Raw genomic sequence first — 17144 nt, 5'->3', positions numbered from 1 at the left:
CACAAACTGATTAACGCGCGAGCCAGCCGCCGTCGACGGCGAGGGTGTAACCGTTGACGTAATCCGACGCTGCTGAGGCTAAAAAAACCACTGGCCCCTGCAGATCCTCCGGTGTTCCCCAGCGCCCGGCCGGAATGCGGTCCAGAATTTCCTGGCTTCGCTGTTCGTCATTGCGAAGCTGCTGAGTATTGTTCGTCGCCATATAGCCCGGCGCGATGGCATTCACGTTGATGCCATGGGTGGCCCACTCGTTTGCCAGCAGGCGCGTGATCCCCAATACGCCGCTTTTGGAGGCAGTGTAAGAGGGGACGCGGATACCTCCCTGGAAAGAGAGCATGGAGGCGATATTGATAATCTTGCCGCCCTGGCCCTGAGCCAGGAACTGTTTTGCCACGGCCTGAGAGAGAAAGAAGACCGATTTCAGATTCAGGTTGATGACATCGTCCCAGTCTTTTTCACTGAACGCCAGCGCATCTTGCCGGCGGATTGTGCCGGCATTGTTCACCAGAATGTCGATGCGCCCCATCTCTGCGACGACGCTGTCCACAATACCGTGCAGGCTCTCGTGTTGGCTCAGGTCGGCCCGAATCGCCATAAAACGTCTGCCCAGAGCGGTGACGCGGGCTGCCGTCTCTTCGGGGATCTTACGGTTCACGGCCACGATATCGCAGCCCGCCTGCGCAAGCGCAATTGCCATGCCTTGTCCCAGACCGGTATCGCACCCGGTCACGATGGCCACTTTTCCTGAAAGAGTGAAGGTATCCAGTATCATACGCGCCTCAAAAGTAGGGTTATTGTCATTCTGAAGCTAAGAATAGGAGGCGGGTTCAGGAAAAGCAAATGAAATGAAACGATGTTTTATTTCATGTCAGGCAGCACAACGCTGCCTGACGGGAGACATTATTCGCCGCGCAAATGCTGCACTGTAAGGTCTGCCAATGACGTGAGCTTAACGTCGGCAAGCGCAAAACGGGGATCGTGGCGGCCTTCCTCCGCAGGGACAACAATGGAGCGCATGCGTGCTGCCTTGGAGGCCACCATGCCGTTGACAGAATCTTCCAGGGCGACACAGGTCAGCGGATCCAGACCCAGCTTCGCGGCGCAGTCCATGTAGACCTGGGGATGCGGCTTGCTGTAGGGCAGTTTTTCAGCGGAAGCAAGAGCGTCGAAGCTGTCACGCAGGTCGAACATGGTGAGCACTTTTTCCAGCATATGCAGCGGCGAGGCTGAAGCCAGGCCTACTTTCATGCCTTGTGCTTTACACAGAGCGATGGCTTCGCGTACGCCCGGCAGAAGCGGCTTGCTCTCTTCAACCAGCGTAATGGCGCGGTTGATAATGCGCGCGGTGACTTCGTCGCGATCCGGGCCTGCCCATGGCTGGTGGGCATACCAAAGCTCAACCACCATGTCGATGCGCAGGCCAAGCGTATCCGGCAGTTCATTACGGCGGCTGATGTCCACGCCCAGGCTGGCGATGACGTCCAGCTCGGCGCGATCCCACAGGGGTTCGGAATCGATCAGTAATCCATCCATGTCAAAAATAGCGGCAAGAATTTGGCGCGGTGACGACATCACAACGTCTCCTTATCTAAGGTGTCCGACAGACGATAAAGGCTAAGTACAGACTCCAATTTAGCATATTGCCTCTAAAGAGCGGGCGAAAATGATGGTCAGCAGGTAGACTTAGGCACAAATAACGCGTCTTTTTGAAGGGGAACTGATGACGTATCAACAAGCTGGACGCATTGCTGTCTTAAAACGTATTGCAGGCTGGGTGATTTTTATTCCTGCCGTTATTTCCACGCTGATCTCTGTGTGTAAGTTCATGTACGATCACAGCGAAAAACAGGCGGGTATCAATGCGGTAATGCTTGATTTTGCGCATGTTATGATTGAAATGATGCGTTTCAATACACCTTTCTTAAATGTCTTCTGGTTCAATTCGCCCACACCGGATTTTCATCAGCAGCTGAATATCGGCTTTTGGGCGATCTATGCGCTGATCTTTATTGCCATGGCGTTACAGGCCTCGGGCGCGCGGATGAGTCGCCAGACTCGCTTTTTGCGTGAAGGGGTAGAAGACCAGCTGATTCTGGAGCAGGCGAAAGGGGCGGATGGCCTCAGCCGAGCGCAGATTGAATCCCGCATCGTTGTGCCGCGCCACACTATCTTCCTGCAGATTTTCCCACTGTATATCCTGCCGGTCATCATCATTGTGGCAGGGTATTTCTTCTTCTCGTTGCTGGGATTTTTGTAATGTCAAAGGGTGGCTGAAGCCACCCTTTTCGCCGTTATGCCGCCAGGATACGGTCTAGCGCGCGCTGCGCCTGAACCAGATGCTCACCGCCAAATAAAATGGCGCGGTTAAGCAGTGTGTACAGCTGATACACCGGTTGGCGTTCGAGGAAATCCAGCGGCAGCGGCGATACGGATTGGTACCCGTCGTAAATTTGCGTAGGCTGCTCAGGATGAAGCGGCAGCATTGCAAGATCGCACTCTCTGTCACCCCAATAGCACGCTGGGTCAAAGATATACGGACCGTTTGGCCCCAGCGCACAATTATCTGACCACAGATCGCCGTGCAGCAGCGATGGCTGAGGCTGATGTGACGCCAGCCGCTGTTGGACATGTTCGACAATTGCATCGATATTGCCAAACTCCAGCCCTTTCTCAGCGGCCAGTTCAAGCTGCCAGCCTATACGCTGTTCGGCAAAGAAAGTAGACCATCGACGCTGCCAGGCATTTGGCTGTGGGGTAGTGGAAAGGTCGTTATCGAAGTCGAGGCCGAACTGAGGCTGGTCGCTCCACTGGTGTAAACGTGCGAGCTGTTGTCCAAGAATGAATGCGCTGTGGGCATCTAAGGGCCGGGCGGGAAGATATTCCATGACCAGAAAACTGTAGTCGCGGTCGCTGCCCACGGCCCAAACCTGCGGTACCGTAACCGTTTTGCTGCGCGACAGCAGTTCCAGCTGATCGGCTTCGGCGGTGAAAATAGGCAGCAACTCCCGCTCATCGCATTTCACGAAAAGATCGCGTCCAGCGTAGCGTAAATGCCATGCGGCATGGATCTCTCCGCCTGGCAGTTCGTTACGCAGTTCAATTTCACCTTCGCCCAGCTGCTCACGTAAAAGATGACTGATAGCCTGCCACATGATATCTCTCCCATGTTGTCTGCCAGATCATAAAGTTAGCGCATTATTGCGGTAAAAAAATACGAACTAACGCACACCTGAGCGGTTTAATTTCATGCAGGGCACTTATTGTTCTTTTTTTTGCCAGTTATCCCAGGTATCCACGTCAATTTCAGTCGGTTTGTCGGTGACGCTTTCGGCCAGGCTGCTTGCCAGGGCATTCACCTCTTCTTCGCTGAGGGCGCTTATCAGGCCGAACGTCAGCGTGCCTAAATCATGAATGTTGCCATCATCGTCCGTGAGCGTGAGCAGGAAATTTGCCCGGGTGAAGGCGTTGTTGAGTTCATTGAGTTCAGTCAATGACGCTTCATGAATGTTAACGGTAATGACGTAGCGGGTGATGTCACCACTGCTCATAATTCACCTCATTGTTATCATGAAAGTTTTCTTAGCATAGTCGATAGTTCGCGTTTGGCGACTATGAAGCGTATTTCCCCTTCGTGAAGAAGGGGAACAGGGGCTCAACTTTTGGCAAGGTAATCGACGATTTTTTGCGTGTCGGCGAGTGAACAGAGGCGGGTTCCATGGTTAATGGTTGCCGCGCTACCCGCCGCTACACCGTAACGTGCCATCTCGAGCAGCGACGCACCCTGCGCCAGTTTCAGGGTCATCGCACCCACCATGCTGTCGCCTGCGCCCACGGTACTTTTGCTCTTCATCGGCGGCGGAACGACCTGTACCGACCCGCTGTCATCCACGGCCAGCGCCCCCTGAGGGCCAAGAGACACAACAACGCGTCGCGCTTTACCGCTACGTACCAGCTCCTGTGCGGCGGTGAGTACATCGTCGGGCTGAGCCAGTTCACGGTTAACCAGCGCGCTTAACTCTTTCTGGTTCGGTTTCACCAGCTCAAGGTTGCCCGGCTCCAGGGCAGCGTGTAGCGCCTCGCCGGAACTGTCGACAATGCAGCGGATCCCACGTTGCTGTACTGCCCGAATGAGCGCGGTCAGTTTCTCCGTGCTAACCCCTGGCGGCAGACTCCCGCTGATGACAAGCAAAGCGCCGCTTTCAATTGCCAGCACTTTCTCCTCAAGTTGACGAAATTCATCGTCGCTGAGCCTTGCCCCCGGCATGACAAAGCGGTACTGCTCACCGCTGGACTCCACGTGGACGTGCAGGTTTTGACGCGTCCAGTCTTTGGCGTCAACCGTCTCCACCCCAACCTGTTCATCGGCCAGCAGAGAAACCAGGTGTTCACCCGTGGCGCCGCCAGCGGGGAAAATCGCCGTGGCTTTACCGCCAAGGTAGGTAACCGCGCGTGCGACGTTGATTCCTCCGCCGCCGGGCTCAAACACCGGGGCGCTACAGCGAAGCTTACCTTCCGGGTAAATTTGGGGCGTCAGAGTCGCGGAATCGAGAGAGGGAGAGAGCGTCAGCGTATAAATAGAAACCATTTTGACCTCCTTTTAGCATGGGTTGCTTTAAGCCTGGCACCAATCTGCTGGAAGGCAATGTAAATAACAGTATGATTTTAAATATGAATGCTGACAAAAAGCAGGGTGGCGATATATATAATAAAAGTCGTTTTGAGATCGTTCTTATTCAAAAAATGAAATAAGAAATCATTGCTATGTTATTAGCGCCTTTTTATAATTTGTTACCTTTCTCTGGACGCCTTGTCATTGATCCTCAAGAAAGTTTCCGAGACCGTGATGGTCTCTTTTTTTGTTGTATGGACTCCTGAATAAAATGAAGCTTTTGAAGACAGTTCCTGCTGCACTGATGCTGGCGGGTGGTGTGTTTGCGTCATTGAACGCAACCGCCGATGATTCCGTTTTTACTGTCATGGACGATCCAAGCTCCGCGCAAAAACCGTTTGAAGGTAACCTGAACGCAGGGTATCTGGCTCAATCCGGTAACACAAAAAGCTCTTCCCTGACCGCAGACAGCACGCTGACCTGGTACGGTAAATCAACCGCATGGTCACTGTGGGGGAATGCCAGCAATACCTCTGCTAACGACGAACGTTCTTCAGAGAAATATGCAGTGGGTGGACGTAGCCGTTACAACATGACCGATTATGACTATCTCTTCGGTCAGGCAAGCTGGTTGACCGACCGTTATAATGGTTACCGTCAGCGCGATGTCTTCACCGCAGGTTATGGTCGTCAGTTCCTGAACGGGCCGGTTCACAGCTTCCGTTTTGAATTCGGTCCGGGCGTACGTTATGACGAATACACCGACGGCGAGACCAAAACTCAGCCGCTGGGTTATGCGTCAGGAACCTATGCCTGGCAGATGACCGACAACACGAAATTTACCCAGGGTGTTTCCGTTTTTGGTTCCGACGATACAACGGTGAATTCCGAGACGGCGCTGAACGTTGCCATCAATGAACACTTTGGACTGAAAGTTGCCTACAACGTTACCTGGAACTCATCGCCTCCAGCCTCTGCGCCGGATCATACCGATCGCAGAACCACCATTTCGTTAGGGTATAAAATGTAATATCCGCGGGCCGATAATATTATCGGCCCGTTTTTAAATTTCAGAAATCGTGTTATTTTATATTAAACGCTGTTTTAAAATAACTGGTCTTCAGATATCTCCATAATTTCTTCATAATTCTCTCTAACGATACGGAATTACGCTATTTGACACGAATTGATAAATAAACGGGCTAGTCAAAAGTGTGATCTGGATCTACACTTTGATCACGGGCAAAAAATATCGCCTTAAATCGTTTTGCATTAATTCAGAAGAGAAGAACGATGATGAAAAAAATCAAAAATGCTGCAGCAGCAATGGTGCTTTCCGCACTCTCCTTTGGCGTATTTGCCGCCGATAACGTTGCTCAACCTGCCGGTGACGCCAATGCGCAAATCGGTATAACTAAAGCCTCGGACGTTGAAGCGGGATCCAACATCGCGCCGGGATCGCAGTCAACCGGGCAGTCTATGAATGATGCGTTTGATGTTCATAAGCTGGTGGCTGGCGAGTGGTCCTGATACATTGACTGTCGCGCGTTATTGAATGTTAACTTATTCATTAACCCGTCTAAAACCGGATTTTGATGTACCGGTTTTGAGACAGATATAGTGATGTAACGTTATTTAAACTTAACGTGTAGTGCGTATTTCGTGTTGCCAAAAACAGAGTCGCATTTCAGTTTCAGATGTTTAGCGTTATTGACTCTAATTTTTAATCCTTGCTCAACCCCATATCATCGCCGCCCAACGCAGTAGCAACATTGCTCCGCAGATGGCAATCAGTATCAGCACCATTTTCCAGTGTTTTACGGCGAATCGTTTCGTTGGCATAACCTAATCCTTGTCAGTTGATATCCTCAGTCTACCAAAGTTGCAGTACCGTGGACAAAAGGTTATGCGCATGCATAGTGGCGTCAAAACCATTGGAATCGCTCTGCAAGTATCAACGCTAAACCCGCTGCAGAAAGTATATTTAATATCACAACCGTTCTACTGGATACATTCATATGTGCCCCCTGGCTATGTTAGGACCTGTTCAAGGATAGCTCAGCACTGTTCGAATGCGAGCTATAGATAGTCAACGTTCATAAACTCATACCAGCGTATGAGAGGTTCAACGTGGTCGCAAAGGGTGCATGCGCCCTGTTATTAGTGTTACTATTAGGTCGCCTGCCGTAAACCCGCATTATTCTGATTTATGGTGGGTGCCTGATAACGAGCCAATTTGACGATTGTTGGTTAGATGGTTTCGTTATCTATTGTTAAATAACAATTATTTTCTTTGTATATGCTCTTATGTGTGGGGCATCACTGCAAATAAGGATATAAAATGCCTGTAATTACTCTTCCTGATGGTAGCCAACGCCATTTCGATCACGCTGTAAGCCCAATGGATGTTGCCCTGGACATTGGTCCTGGACTCGCGAAAGCGACCATCGCTGGCCGTGTTAATGGTGAGCTGGTTGATGCGTCCGATTTGATTGAAAACGACTCAACGCTTTCTATCATCACCGCGAAAGACGAAGAAGGTCTGGAGATCATTCGTCACTCCTGTGCGCACTTGTTGGGTCATGCGATTAAACAGCTGTGGCCAAACACCAAAATGGCGATCGGCCCGGTTATCGACAACGGTTTCTATTACGACGTTGACCTTGACCATACCCTGACGCAGGAAGATATCGACGCGCTCGAAAAACGTATGCACGAGCTCGCTGAGTCCAACTACGACGTGATCAAGAAGAAAGTGAGCTGGCACGAAGCGCGTGAAACCTTCGTGAAGCGTGGCGAGAGCTATAAAGTCTCTATTCTTGACGAAAACATCTCTCATGATGACAAGCCTGGCTTGTACCATCACGAAGAATACATCGACATGTGCCGTGGACCGCACGTGCCGAACATGCGCTTCTGTCATCACTTCAAACTGATGAAGATCGCTGGCGCTTACTGGCGTGGCGATAGCAACAACAAGATGTTGCAGCGTATCTATGGTACCGCGTGGGCAGATAAAAAAGCCCTGAGCGCGTACCTGCAGCGCCTGGAAGAGGCGTCTAAGCGTGACCACCGTAAAATCGGTAAACAGCTTGACCTGTATCACATGCAGGAAGAAGCGCCTGGCATGGTGTTCTGGCATAACGATGGCTGGACTATCTTCCGTGAACTTGAAACGTTCGTACGTTCCAAGTTGAAAGAATACCAGTACCAGGAAGTGAAAGGCCCGTTCATGATGGACCGTGTGCTGTGGGAAAAAACCGGCCACTGGGACAACTACAAAGATGCGATGTTCACCACCTCGTCTGAGAACCGTGAATACTGCATCAAGCCGATGAACTGTCCGGGTCACGTTCAGATCTTTAACCAGGGGCTGAAATCCTACCGCGATCTGCCGCTGCGTATGGCGGAGTTCGGTAGCTGCCACCGTAACGAGCCATCAGGTGCATTACACGGTCTGATGCGTGTTCGTGGCTTTACTCAGGATGATGCGCATATCTTCTGTACGGAAGATCAGGTACGTGATGAAGTTAACGCCTGTATTCGTATGGTCTACGATATGTATAGCACCTTTGGCTTCGAGAAAATCGTGGTCAAACTCTCAACGCGTCCGGAAAAACGTATCGGTAGCGATGAGACATGGGATCGTGCAGAAGCGGACCTGGCCGTGGCGCTGGAAGAGAACGGCATCCCGTTCGAGTATCAGCTGGGCGAGGGCGCATTCTACGGTCCGAAAATTGAATTTACCCTGTATGACTGCCTCGATCGCGCATGGCAGTGCGGTACTGTACAGCTGGACTTCTCCCTGCCGCAGCGTTTAAGCGCCTCTTATGTTGGCGAAGACAACGAGCGTCAGGTACCGGTAATGATTCACCGTGCAATCCTCGGTTCACTGGAGCGCTTCATCGGCATCCTGACCGAAGAGTTCGCCGGCTTCTTCCCGACCTGGCTTGCGCCAGTGCAGGTTGTCGTGATGAACATTACGGATTCTCAGGCTGATTACGTTAAAGAATTGACGCAGAAACTTCAAAATGCGGGCATTCGCGTAAAAGCAGACTTGAGAAATGAGAAGATTGGCTTTAAAATCCGCGAGCACACTTTACGTCGTGTCCCGTATATGTTGGTCTGTGGTGATAAAGAGGTGGAAGCAGGCAAAGTTGCCGTTCGCACCCGCCGTGGTAAAGACCTGGGGAGCATGGACGTAAGTGAAGTGATTGAGAAGCTGCAACAAGAGATTCGCAGCCGCAGTCTTCAACAACTGGAGGAATAAGGTATTAAAGGCGGAAAACGAGTTCAAACGGCACGTCCGAATCGTATCAATGGCGAGATTCGCGCCCAGGAAGTTCGCTTAACAGATCTGGAAGGTGAGCCACTGGGAATTGTGAGTCTGAGAGAAGCGATCGAAAAAGCTGAAGAAGCTGGAGTAGATTTAGTTGAAATCAGCCCTAACGCCGAACCGCCAGTTTGTCGTATTATGGACTACGGCAAGTTCCTTTATGAAAAGAGTAAGTCTTCTAAGGAACAGAAGAAGAAGCAAAAAGTTATCCAGGTTAAGGAAATTAAATTCCGTCCTGGTACCGACGATGGCGATTATCAGGTAAAACTCCGCAGCCTGATACGCTTTCTGGAAGATGGCGATAAGGCCAAGATCACACTGCGTTTCCGCGGTCGTGAGATGGCCCACCAACAGATCGGTATGGAAGTGCTTAATCGCGTCCGTGAAGATCTGAGTGAACTGGCAGTAGTCGAATCCTTCCCTACGAAGATCGAAGGCCGCCAGATGATCATGGTGCTCGCTCCTAAGAAGAAACAGTAAGGCCTTCAAGCAGCAAAATCTGTGGAGCCTTCGGGTTTCATAGGTTTTGTTCGCCTATGTTTCGTTTATTTAACAATGCGAAGTGGAAGTTATTAAAATGCCAAAGATTAAGACCGTACGCGGTGCTGCTAAGCGCTTCAAAAAAACCGGTGGTGGTGGATTTAAGCGTAAGCACGCAAACCTGCGTCATATTCTGACCAAAAAATCTACTAAGCGTAAACGTCACCTGCGTCCAAAAGGCCTTGTTTCTAAAGGCGATCTGGGTCTGGTTATCGCGTGCCTGCCGTACGCATAAGCCGTTAACGTTTAATTTTTTTACTAAGAATATAGATACAGGAGAGCACATATGGCTCGCGTAAAACGTGGTGTAATTGCACGTGCACGTCACAAGAAAATTTTGAAACAAGCTAAAGGCTACTACGGTGCGCGTTCACGCGTATACCGCGTTGCCTTCCAGGCTGTTATCAAAGCTGGTCAGTATGCTTACCGTGACCGTCGTCAACGTAAGCGTCAGTTCCGTCAACTGTGGATTGCGCGTATCAACGCAGCAGCACGTCAGAACGGTATTTCTTACAGCAAATTCATCAACGGCCTGAAAAAAGCCTCTGTTGAAATCGACCGTAAGATCCTGGCTGACATCGCAGTATTCGACAAAGTAGCGTTCACCGCTCTGGTCGAAAAAGCGAAAGCAGCACTGGCATAAGCCAGTTGAAAGAGGGAGCGTTGCTCCCTCTTTTGTTTTAACATCATCAGAACATTGACTTTTACCCGTCCAGGCTTTTCAATAAGGTCTTCACGGTTTTTACCCTACAAGGTAACGCAAGCATGAATGCTGCTATTTTCCGCTTCTTCTTTTACTTTAGCACCTGAGTTCAGGAGGCTAGCGCATGAAAGATGAAACGAAAAACAGCGCCAGATAAGCCTCCCGATGGAGGCTTTTTTTGTGCCTAAATTCGAGAGAATAAGTCCACCAAATCGGTGTCTGCACCGACATAATGAGGAAAACCATGTCACATCTCGCAGAGCTGGTTGCCAGTGCAACAGCTGCCATTAACCAGGCCTCAGATGTTGCCGCGTTAGACAATGTCCGCGTCGAATATCTGGGCAAGAAAGGGCACCTGACCCTTCAAATGACTACCCTGCGTGAGCTGCCAGCAGAAGAGCGCCCGGCAGCGGGTGCAGTAATTAACGAAGCAAAAGAGCAGGTGCAGCAGGCGCTGAATGCGCGTAAAGCTGCTCTGGAAAGCGCAGTGCTGAATGCACGTCTGGCGGCAGAAACTATCGATGTTTCTCTGCCGGGACGTCGTATTGAGAACGGCGGTTTGCATCCGGTCACCCGTACTATCGACCGCATTGAAAGTTTCTTCGGTGAGCTCGGCTTTACCGTGGCGACTGGCCCGGAAATCGAAGATGACTACCACAACTTCGACGCACTCAATATTCCTGGCCATCATCCGGCACGCGCTGACCACGACACTTTCTGGTTTGACGCTACGCGTCTCCTGCGTACTCAGACCTCTGGCGTTCAGATCCGTACGATGAAGGAGCAGGAACCGCCAATCCGCATCATTGCGCCGGGCCGCGTATACCGTAACGACTACGATCAGACGCACACCCCAATGTTCCATCAGATGGAAGGCCTGATTGTTGATAAAAACATCAGCTTTACCAACCTGAAGGGCACGCTGCATGATTTCCTGAACAACTTCTTTGAGGAAGATCTGCAGGTTCGTTTCCGTCCTTCCTATTTCCCGTTCACCGAACCTTCTGCAGAGGTTGACGTGATGGGTAAAAACGGCAAATGGCTGGAAGTGCTGGGCTGCGGCATGGTGCATCCAAACGTGCTGCGCAACGTGGGCATCGATCCAGAAGTTTACTCTGGTTTTGCTTTCGGTATGGGCATGGAGCGTCTGACCATGCTGCGCTACGGTGTGACCGATTTACGTGCATTCTTCGAAAACGATCTGCGTTTCCTCAAACAGTTTAAATAAGGGCAGGACAGAACAATGAAATTCAGTGAACTGTGGTTACGCGAATGGGTCAACACCACGCTGGATAGCGAAGCGCTTTCCAACCAGATCACCATGGCGGGTCTGGAAGTTGACGGCGTGGAGCCTGTTTCCGGCGCGTTCAATGGCGTGGTTGTGGGTGAAGTGGTCGAATGCGGTCAGCACCCTAACGCGGACAAACTGCGCGTAACAAAAGTAAACGTAGGCGGCGATCGCCTGCTGGATATCGTCTGCGGCGCGCCAAACTGCCGTCAGGGACTTAAAGTGGCCGTGGCAACCGTGGGTGCTGTGCTGCCGGGCGATTTCAAAATTAAAGCCGCCAAGCTGCGCGGTGAGCCGTCTGAAGGCATGCTGTGCTCGTTCTCCGAGCTGGGTATTTCCGACGATCATAACGGCATCATCGAGCTGCCGCTGGACGCGCCAATTGGCACTGATATCCGCGAATACCTGAAGCTTGATGACAATACCATTGAAATTAGCGTCACGCCTAACCGTGCTGACTGCTTAGGCATTATCGGCGTGGCCCGTGATGTTGCCGTTCTGAACCAGACTGAACTGAATGCGCCAGAGATCGTACCGGTAGAAGCGACTGTCGCTGACGTGTTGCCGATTCAGGTTGAGGCCGCAGAGGCTTGCCCACGCTACCTGGGGCGCGTTGTCAAAGGCATCAACGTTAAAGCGCCAACCCCGCTGTGGATCAAAGAGAAGCTGCGCCGCTGCGGTATCCGTTCTATCGATGCCGTGGTTGATGTGACCAACTACGTTCTGCTTGAGCTGGGTCAGCCAATGCACGCATTCGATAAAGATCGCATCGAAGGCGGGATCGTTGTACGTATGGCGAAAGAGTGTGAAACCCTGGTTCTGCTTGACGGCAGCGAAGCAAAACTGAACGCTGATACGCTGGTTATTGCTGACCACGGTAAAGCGCTGGCAATGGGCGGCATCTTCGGTGGTGAACACTCTGGCGTGAACGATGAGACGCAAAACGTTCTGCTGGAATGCGCGTTCTTCAGCCCGCTTTCCATCACCGGCCGCGCACGCCGTCACGGCCTGCATACCGATGCATCCCACCGCTATGAGCGCGGCGTTGACCCTGCGCTGCAGTACAAAGCCATGGAGCGTGCAACTCGCCTGCTGATCGACATCTGCGGCGGTGAAGCGGGCCCGGTCATCGACGTAACCAACCAGGAGATGCTGCCGAAGCGTGCGACCATCACGCTGCGCCGCAGCAAGCTGGATCGTCTGATTGGTCACCATGTTGCCGATGCGCAGGTGACCGATATCCTGAAGCGTCTGGGTTGCGACGTAACCGAAGGCAAGGACGAGTGGAAAGCCGTTGCGCCTACGTGGCGTTTTGACATGGAAATTGAAGAAGATCTGGTGGAAGAAGTAGCCCGCATATACGGCTACAACAACATCCCTGACGAGCCGGTACAGGCGGGTTTGGTGATGGGAACCCATCGTGAAGCCGATCTGTCCCTGAAGCGTGTGAAAACCATGCTGAATGACAAAGGCTACCAGGAAGTGATCACCTACAGCTTTGTTGATCCAAAACTGCAGCAGATGATCCACCCAGGGGAAGACGCGCTGATTCTGCCAAGCCCGATCTCCAGCGAAATGTCTGCGATGCGTCTGTCGCTGTGGACGGGTCTGTTGGGCACCATCGTCTATAACCAGAACCGTCAGCAAAACCGCGTGCGGATTTTCGAAAGCGGTTTGCGCTTTGTGCCCGATAATCAGGCAAATTTAGGCATCCGTCAGGATCTCATGCTGGCTGGCGCAATCAGCGGTAATCGCTATGAAGAACACTGGGATCTGGCAAAAAGCACGGTTGATTTCTACGATATGAAAGGCGATCTGGAAGCTATTCTCGATCTGACCGGTAAATTATCTGAAATTGAATTCCGTGCAGAAGCCATTCCAGCCCTGCATCCGGGCCAGAGCGCGGCCATTTATTTAGACGGTAAATGCGTTGGTTTCATTGGTGTTGTGCATCCTGAGCTGGAGCGCAAACTGGACCTGAACGGCCGTACCATCGTGTTTGAGCTGGAGTGGAACCCGATTGCAGACCGCGTGATTCCTCAGGCTCAGGACGTTTCACGCTTCCCGGCAAACCGCCGTGATATCGCGGTTGTGGTCGCAGAAAATGTGCCTGCAGCAGATATTTTGGCCGAATGTAAGAAAGTTGGCGTAAATCAGGTAGTTGGCGTAAACTTATTTGACGTGTACCGCGGCAAGGGCGTAGCAGAAGGTTTCAAGAGCCTCGCTATTAGCCTTATCCTTCAGGATACCAGCCGTACACTCGAAGAAGAGGAGATTGCCGCTACCGTCGCCAAATGTGTAGAGGCATTAAAAGAGCGATTCCAGGCATCATTGAGGGATTGAACCTATGGCGCTTACAAAAGCTGAAATGTCAGAATATCTGTTTGATAAGCTTGGGCTTAGCAAACGGGATGCCAAAGAGCTGGTAGAGCTGTTTTTCGAAGAGATCCGTCGTGCTCTGGAAAATGGTGAGCAGGTAAAACTCTCCGGTTTTGGCAATTTTGATTTGCGAGACAAAAACCAACGTCCAGGCCGCAACCCGAAGACGGGGGAAGATATTCCCATTACAGCCCGCCGCGTGGTGACCTTCAGACCCGGCCAGAAGTTAAAAAGCCGTGTCGAAAACGCAACGCCCAAAGCAGAGTAATATGAACTAACCAAAAAGGCCGCTATCGCGGCCTTTTTTCTTTGCGCTACGGTAAACCCGCCGTAAAATCAATTACATCTCACGCTAAAAAAAACATTCCCCATGCTTGATTTTGCCCATCGCCAGCTACAGTCCGATCGTCGTCGCCTCATTTTGCTGGTGCTGCTGCTCATTGTCGCCACGGGCGTTAGCCTCTGCGCGGGCGACCGCTGGCTAGGGCCGAAAAGCTGGTTTGGCCCTGAAGGGCAGCTGTTCGTCTGGCAAATTCGCCTACCACGCACGCTGGCGGTTATTTTGGTGGGTGCCGCGCTGGCGCTGTGTGGCACCATTATGCAGGCATTGTTTGAAAACCCGCTGGCGGAACCCGGGCTTCTCGGCGTCTCTAACGGTGCCGGTGTTGGGCTAATTGCGGCGGTCATGCTGGGCGGTGGGACGCTCTCTGGCTGGGGAATTAGCATCAGTGCCATCATCGGTGCATTGCTTATCACGCTTATTCTGCTGCGCTTTGCCCGACGACATTTATCGACCAGCCGGCTGCTGCTGGCCGGGGTTGCGCTGGGCATCATCTGTAGCGCACTGATGACCTGGGCGGTGTATTTTTCCACTTCGTTTGATTTGCGCCAGCTGATGTACTGGATGATGGGCGGTTTTGGTGGCGTTGACTGGCGGCAGGGCTGGCTGATGGCGCTCCTGATCCCCGTCATACTGTGGTCTGGCATCCAGGCACAGCCGCTGAACATGCTTGCGCTGGGCGAGACATCGGCCCGCCAGCTCGGCATGCCGATCGGATTCTGGCGCAATATGCTGGTGATGGCGATCGGCTGGATGGTGGGGGTGAGCGTGGCGCTGGCGGGCGCAATTGGTTTTATAGGATTGGTTATCCCCCACATGCTGCGTCTGTGCGGTATCACCGACCATCGAACCTTGCTGCCTGCCTCGGCCGTTGCCGGAGCAGCAACCTTGCTCGTTGCCGATATCATCGCCCGGCTCGCCCTTGCAGCAGCTGAGTTGCCCATTGGTGTGGTAACCGCCACGCTGGGCGCACCGGTATTTATCTGGCTACTATTAAAAGCCGGACGTTAAACCACGACCCGTAAGACAACCTGAGGGAATGCTATGCAGTCAGATATTTTGAATACCGAAGTGACCACCATTGACGGCGAGAAAACCACGCTGGAAGGCTACAAGGGCAACGTATTGCTCATCGTGAATGTGGCCTCTAAATGTGGCCTGACGCCGCAGTATGAACAGTTGGAGAACATTCAGAAAGCCTGGGAGAAAGACGGTTTTACCGTGCTGGGCTTCCCGTGCAACCAGTTTCTGGGCCAGGAGCCGGGCAGCGAAGACGAGATCAAAACGTTTTGCAGCACCACCTACGGCGTGACGTTCCCACTGTTCAGCAAAATCGACGTCAACGGTGAAGATCGTCATCCGCTGTATGCGAAACTGGTGGCCGCCGCGCCGACGGCCGTTGCGCCAGAAGGCAGCGGTTTCTACGAGCGTATGGCGAGCAAGGGGCGCGCGCCGCTCTATCCGGACGACATTCTGTGGAACTTTGAGAAATTCCTGATAGGTCGTGATGGTCAGGTTGTCCAGCGTTTTTCTCCGGACATGACGCCTGAAGATCCGATTGTGATGGAGTCCATTAAGCTGGCGCTCGCGAAATAATGACGGTGTTGATGCAGCTCACGGACGTCGCCGGGAAGGGGCGTCTGGAACCGATAACGGCGGCAATTCATGCAGGTGAAATTCTGCATCTGGTTGGGCCAAATGGGGCGGGCAAAAGCACGTTGCTGGCGCGCATAGCCGGGCTGACCACTGGGCCTGGGGATATCGCTCTCCAGGGGCACGCCCTTGCCGACTGGTCAGCGGTATCACTGGCGCACCGGCGAAGCTATCTGGTTCAACAGCAGGTGCCGCCGTTTGCGATGCCTGTCTGGCACTATCTGACGCTGCATCTGCACGATAAAGCGCACACGGCACTGCTCGCTGAGGTGGCAACGGCACTCGGGTTAGAGGATAAACTTTCCCGGCATGCGGGCCAGCTTTCTGGAGGTGAGTGGCAGCGCGTGCGCCTGGCGGCGGTGATCCTTCAGATCCATCCTGCAGGGAATCCTCACGGGCGTATGCTTTTGCTGGATGAACCAATGAGCGGTCTGGATGTCGCTCAGCAGGCGGCGCTGGATAGGCTGCTGAGCGGGTTGGCCCGACAGGGCATTACCGTGGTGATGAGTAGCCATGACCTGAACCATACGCTACGCCACGCGCACAGCGTTTGGCTCCTTGCGCGCGGGCAGATGATTGCCAGCGGCGCGCGGGATCGGGTGCTTACGCCTGCAAATCTTGCCCGTGCTTACAATATGTCGTTCCGTAGGCTGGATATAGAAGGGCATAAGATGCTGATTTCTACCGCGTAAGCGTAACCGTTTCTTGCCTGTTCCCTCCATTGCACGCTAAATTACGAAAAGAACAAAAAAAGCAGAGGATTCGTCTGGAAATGCGATTCTGGTTTCTCCTGGTGGCCGCATTATTTCTTGCTGGATGCAGTAGCCATCGTGCGCCGCCGCCTAACGCGCGGCTGTCAGATTCAATTACGGTGATTGCCAGTCTGAACGATCAGCTGAGCAACTGGCGCGGCACGCCTTATCGTTACGGCGGCATGAGCCGAGGTGGCGTAGATTGTTCCGGTTTTGTCCTGATGACCTTCCGCGATAAGTTTGATTTACAGCTGCCACGGGAAACGCGTAAACAGGCCGAAATAGGCACGGAAATCGATAAAGATGATTTGTTGCCCGGCGACCTGGTTTTTTTCAAAACCGGTTCGGGTGAAAGTGGTCTCCATGTCGGTATCTACGATACAGATAATCAATTTATTCATGCCTCGACCAGCCGTGGGGTGATGCGTTCTTCGCTGGATAATGTTTACTGGCGTAAAAATTTTTGGCAGGCACGACGTATTTAGTCCTGGTTACCCAAATCACTTAAGCGGCATGGCAACTAATAAACCATGCCGTTTTTCTG

At 52.4% G+C, this 17144-nt stretch carries 22 protein-coding genes and 1 other annotated feature; of the genes, 15 read left to right on the top strand and 7 right to left on the bottom strand.

The window, feature by feature from the left end; translation table 11 throughout:
* Positions 1-10: 10 nt before the first annotated feature.
* Both kduD and hxpB read right to left on the bottom strand, forming a co-directional pair.
* The gene (kduD, locus tag V5P19_RS07745) at positions 11-772 is read right to left on the bottom strand and encodes a 2-dehydro-3-deoxy-D-gluconate 5-dehydrogenase KduD (RefSeq protein ID WP_334401811.1); all 762 of its coding nucleotides are present in this window, start codon (positions 770-772) and stop codon (positions 11-13) included.
* Positions 773-900: 128 nt separating this feature from the next.
* Positions 901-1572 (bottom strand): hexitol phosphatase HxpB, encoded by a 672-nt coding sequence (gene hxpB / locus V5P19_RS07740; protein WP_334401809.1) that lies wholly within the window; start codon positions 1570-1572, stop codon positions 901-903.
* A gap of 148 nt (positions 1573-1720) precedes the next feature.
* On the opposite strand from hxpB, the gene V5P19_RS07735 reads away from it, so the two are divergent.
* Complete coding sequence (locus V5P19_RS07735) at positions 1721-2257, top strand: YniB family protein (protein ID WP_334401807.1); 537 nt, start codon at positions 1721-1723, stop codon at positions 2255-2257.
* A 34-nt stretch (positions 2258-2291) separates the two neighbouring features.
* Here V5P19_RS07735 and V5P19_RS07730 read toward each other — a convergent pair whose 3' ends face one another.
* The 3 genes from V5P19_RS07730 to pfkB all read right to left on the bottom strand — a co-directional run bounded on the left by V5P19_RS07730 (position 2292) and on the right by pfkB (position 4585).
* Complete coding sequence (locus V5P19_RS07730; protein ID WP_334401805.1) at positions 2292-3152, bottom strand: fructosamine kinase family protein; 861 nt, start codon at positions 3150-3152, stop codon at positions 2292-2294.
* Between the two features lie 105 nt (positions 3153-3257).
* Complete coding sequence (gene ghoS, locus V5P19_RS07725; protein ID WP_334401803.1) at positions 3258-3548, bottom strand: type V toxin-antitoxin system endoribonuclease antitoxin GhoS; 291 nt, start codon at positions 3546-3548, stop codon at positions 3258-3260.
* Positions 3549-3652: 104 nt separating this feature from the next.
* Complete coding sequence (gene pfkB / locus V5P19_RS07720) at positions 3653-4585, bottom strand: 6-phosphofructokinase II (RefSeq protein WP_334401801.1); 933 nt, start codon at positions 4583-4585, stop codon at positions 3653-3655.
* 295 nt (positions 4586-4880) lie between these two features.
* Here pfkB and V5P19_RS07715 point away from each other — a divergent pair, with 295 nt between their 5' ends.
* A complete protein-coding gene (locus tag V5P19_RS07715; protein WP_334401799.1) occupies positions 4881-5639 on the top strand; it encodes a YdiY family protein in 759 nt (252 codons plus the stop codon).
* A 266-nt stretch (positions 5640-5905) separates the two neighbouring features.
* The gene (locus V5P19_RS07710; protein WP_334402720.1) at positions 5906-6139 is read left to right on the top strand and encodes a hypothetical protein; all 234 of its coding nucleotides are present in this window, start codon (positions 5906-5908) and stop codon (positions 6137-6139) included.
* Between the two features lie 204 nt (positions 6140-6343).
* On the opposite strand, the gene yniD is transcribed toward V5P19_RS07710, so the two are convergent.
* Complete coding sequence (gene yniD / locus V5P19_RS07705; RefSeq protein WP_334401797.1) at positions 6344-6451, bottom strand: small membrane protein YniD; 108 nt, start codon at positions 6449-6451, stop codon at positions 6344-6346.
* Positions 6452-6534: 83 nt separating this feature from the next.
* The gene (yncL, locus tag V5P19_RS07700) at positions 6535-6627 is read right to left on the bottom strand and encodes a stress response membrane protein YncL (protein WP_334401795.1); all 93 of its coding nucleotides are present in this window, start codon (positions 6625-6627) and stop codon (positions 6535-6537) included.
* 323 nt (positions 6628-6950) lie between these two features.
* Here yncL and thrS point away from each other — a divergent pair, with 323 nt between their 5' ends.
* From thrS to V5P19_RS07640, 12 genes are all read left to right on the top strand, one after another.
* Complete coding sequence (thrS, locus tag V5P19_RS07695) at positions 6951-8879, top strand: threonine--tRNA ligase (RefSeq protein WP_334401793.1); 1929 nt, start codon at positions 6951-6953, stop codon at positions 8877-8879.
* Positions 8880-8882: 3 nt separating this feature from the next.
* Positions 8883-9425, top strand: coding sequence for a translation initiation factor IF-3 (gene infC / locus V5P19_RS07690; protein WP_059443439.1), 543 nt, complete (start codon positions 8883-8885; stop codon positions 9423-9425).
* Positions 9426-9522: 97 nt separating this feature from the next.
* On the top strand, positions 9523-9720 hold the full coding sequence (gene rpmI, locus V5P19_RS07685; protein ID WP_003030583.1) for a 50S ribosomal protein L35: 198 nt from the start codon (positions 9523-9525) through the stop codon (positions 9718-9720).
* A 51-nt stretch (positions 9721-9771) separates the two neighbouring features.
* Positions 9772-10128 carry a 50S ribosomal protein L20 gene (gene rplT, locus V5P19_RS07680; protein WP_000124850.1) on the top strand — a complete coding sequence of 119 codons (357 nt, stop codon included), beginning with the start codon at positions 9772-9774 and terminating at the stop codon, positions 10126-10128.
* 117 nt (positions 10129-10245) lie between these two features.
* Positions 10246-10370, top strand: a sequence feature (Phe leader region).
* The gene (gene pheM / locus V5P19_RS07675) at positions 10251-10295 is read left to right on the top strand and encodes a pheST operon leader peptide PheM (RefSeq protein WP_001386830.1); all 45 of its coding nucleotides are present in this window, start codon (positions 10251-10253) and stop codon (positions 10293-10295) included. It overlaps the preceding feature by 45 nt.
* Positions 10371-10432: 62 nt before the next feature.
* On the top strand, positions 10433-11416 hold the full coding sequence (gene pheS / locus V5P19_RS07670) for a phenylalanine--tRNA ligase subunit alpha (RefSeq protein WP_334401790.1): 984 nt from the start codon (positions 10433-10435) through the stop codon (positions 11414-11416).
* 15 nt (positions 11417-11431) lie between these two features.
* A complete protein-coding gene (gene pheT / locus V5P19_RS07665) occupies positions 11432-13819 on the top strand; it encodes a phenylalanine--tRNA ligase subunit beta (protein ID WP_334401788.1) in 2388 nt (795 codons plus the stop codon).
* 4 nt (positions 13820-13823) lie between these two features.
* Positions 13824-14123, top strand: a complete 300-nt coding sequence (gene ihfA, locus V5P19_RS07660; protein WP_003857805.1) for an integration host factor subunit alpha — start codon at positions 13824-13826, stop codon at positions 14121-14123.
* Positions 14124-14225: 102 nt separating this feature from the next.
* A complete protein-coding gene (gene btuC, locus V5P19_RS07655; RefSeq protein WP_334401786.1) occupies positions 14226-15206 on the top strand; it encodes a vitamin B12 ABC transporter permease BtuC in 981 nt (326 codons plus the stop codon).
* Positions 15207-15239: 33 nt separating this feature from the next.
* Entirely contained in the window at positions 15240-15791 is a 552-nt protein-coding gene (locus V5P19_RS07650; protein WP_334401785.1) for a glutathione peroxidase, read from the top strand.
* Positions 15791-16540, top strand: coding sequence for a vitamin B12 ABC transporter ATP-binding protein BtuD (btuD, locus tag V5P19_RS07645; RefSeq protein ID WP_334401784.1), 750 nt, complete (start codon positions 15791-15793; stop codon positions 16538-16540). The genes V5P19_RS07650 and btuD overlap by 1 nt, the downstream gene beginning before the upstream one ends.
* 80 nt (positions 16541-16620) lie before the next feature.
* Entirely contained in the window at positions 16621-17085 is a 465-nt protein-coding gene (locus tag V5P19_RS07640; RefSeq protein ID WP_334401783.1) for an NlpC/P60 family protein, read from the top strand.
* Positions 17086-17144 lie beyond the last annotated feature (59 nt).

The sequence above is a fragment of the Enterobacter sp. UNJFSC 003 genome, assembly GCF_036903355.1.
Taxonomy (GTDB): domain Bacteria; phylum Pseudomonadota; class Gammaproteobacteria; order Enterobacterales; family Enterobacteriaceae; genus Enterobacter.
This window is presented reverse-complemented; position numbering and strand designations above follow the sequence as displayed.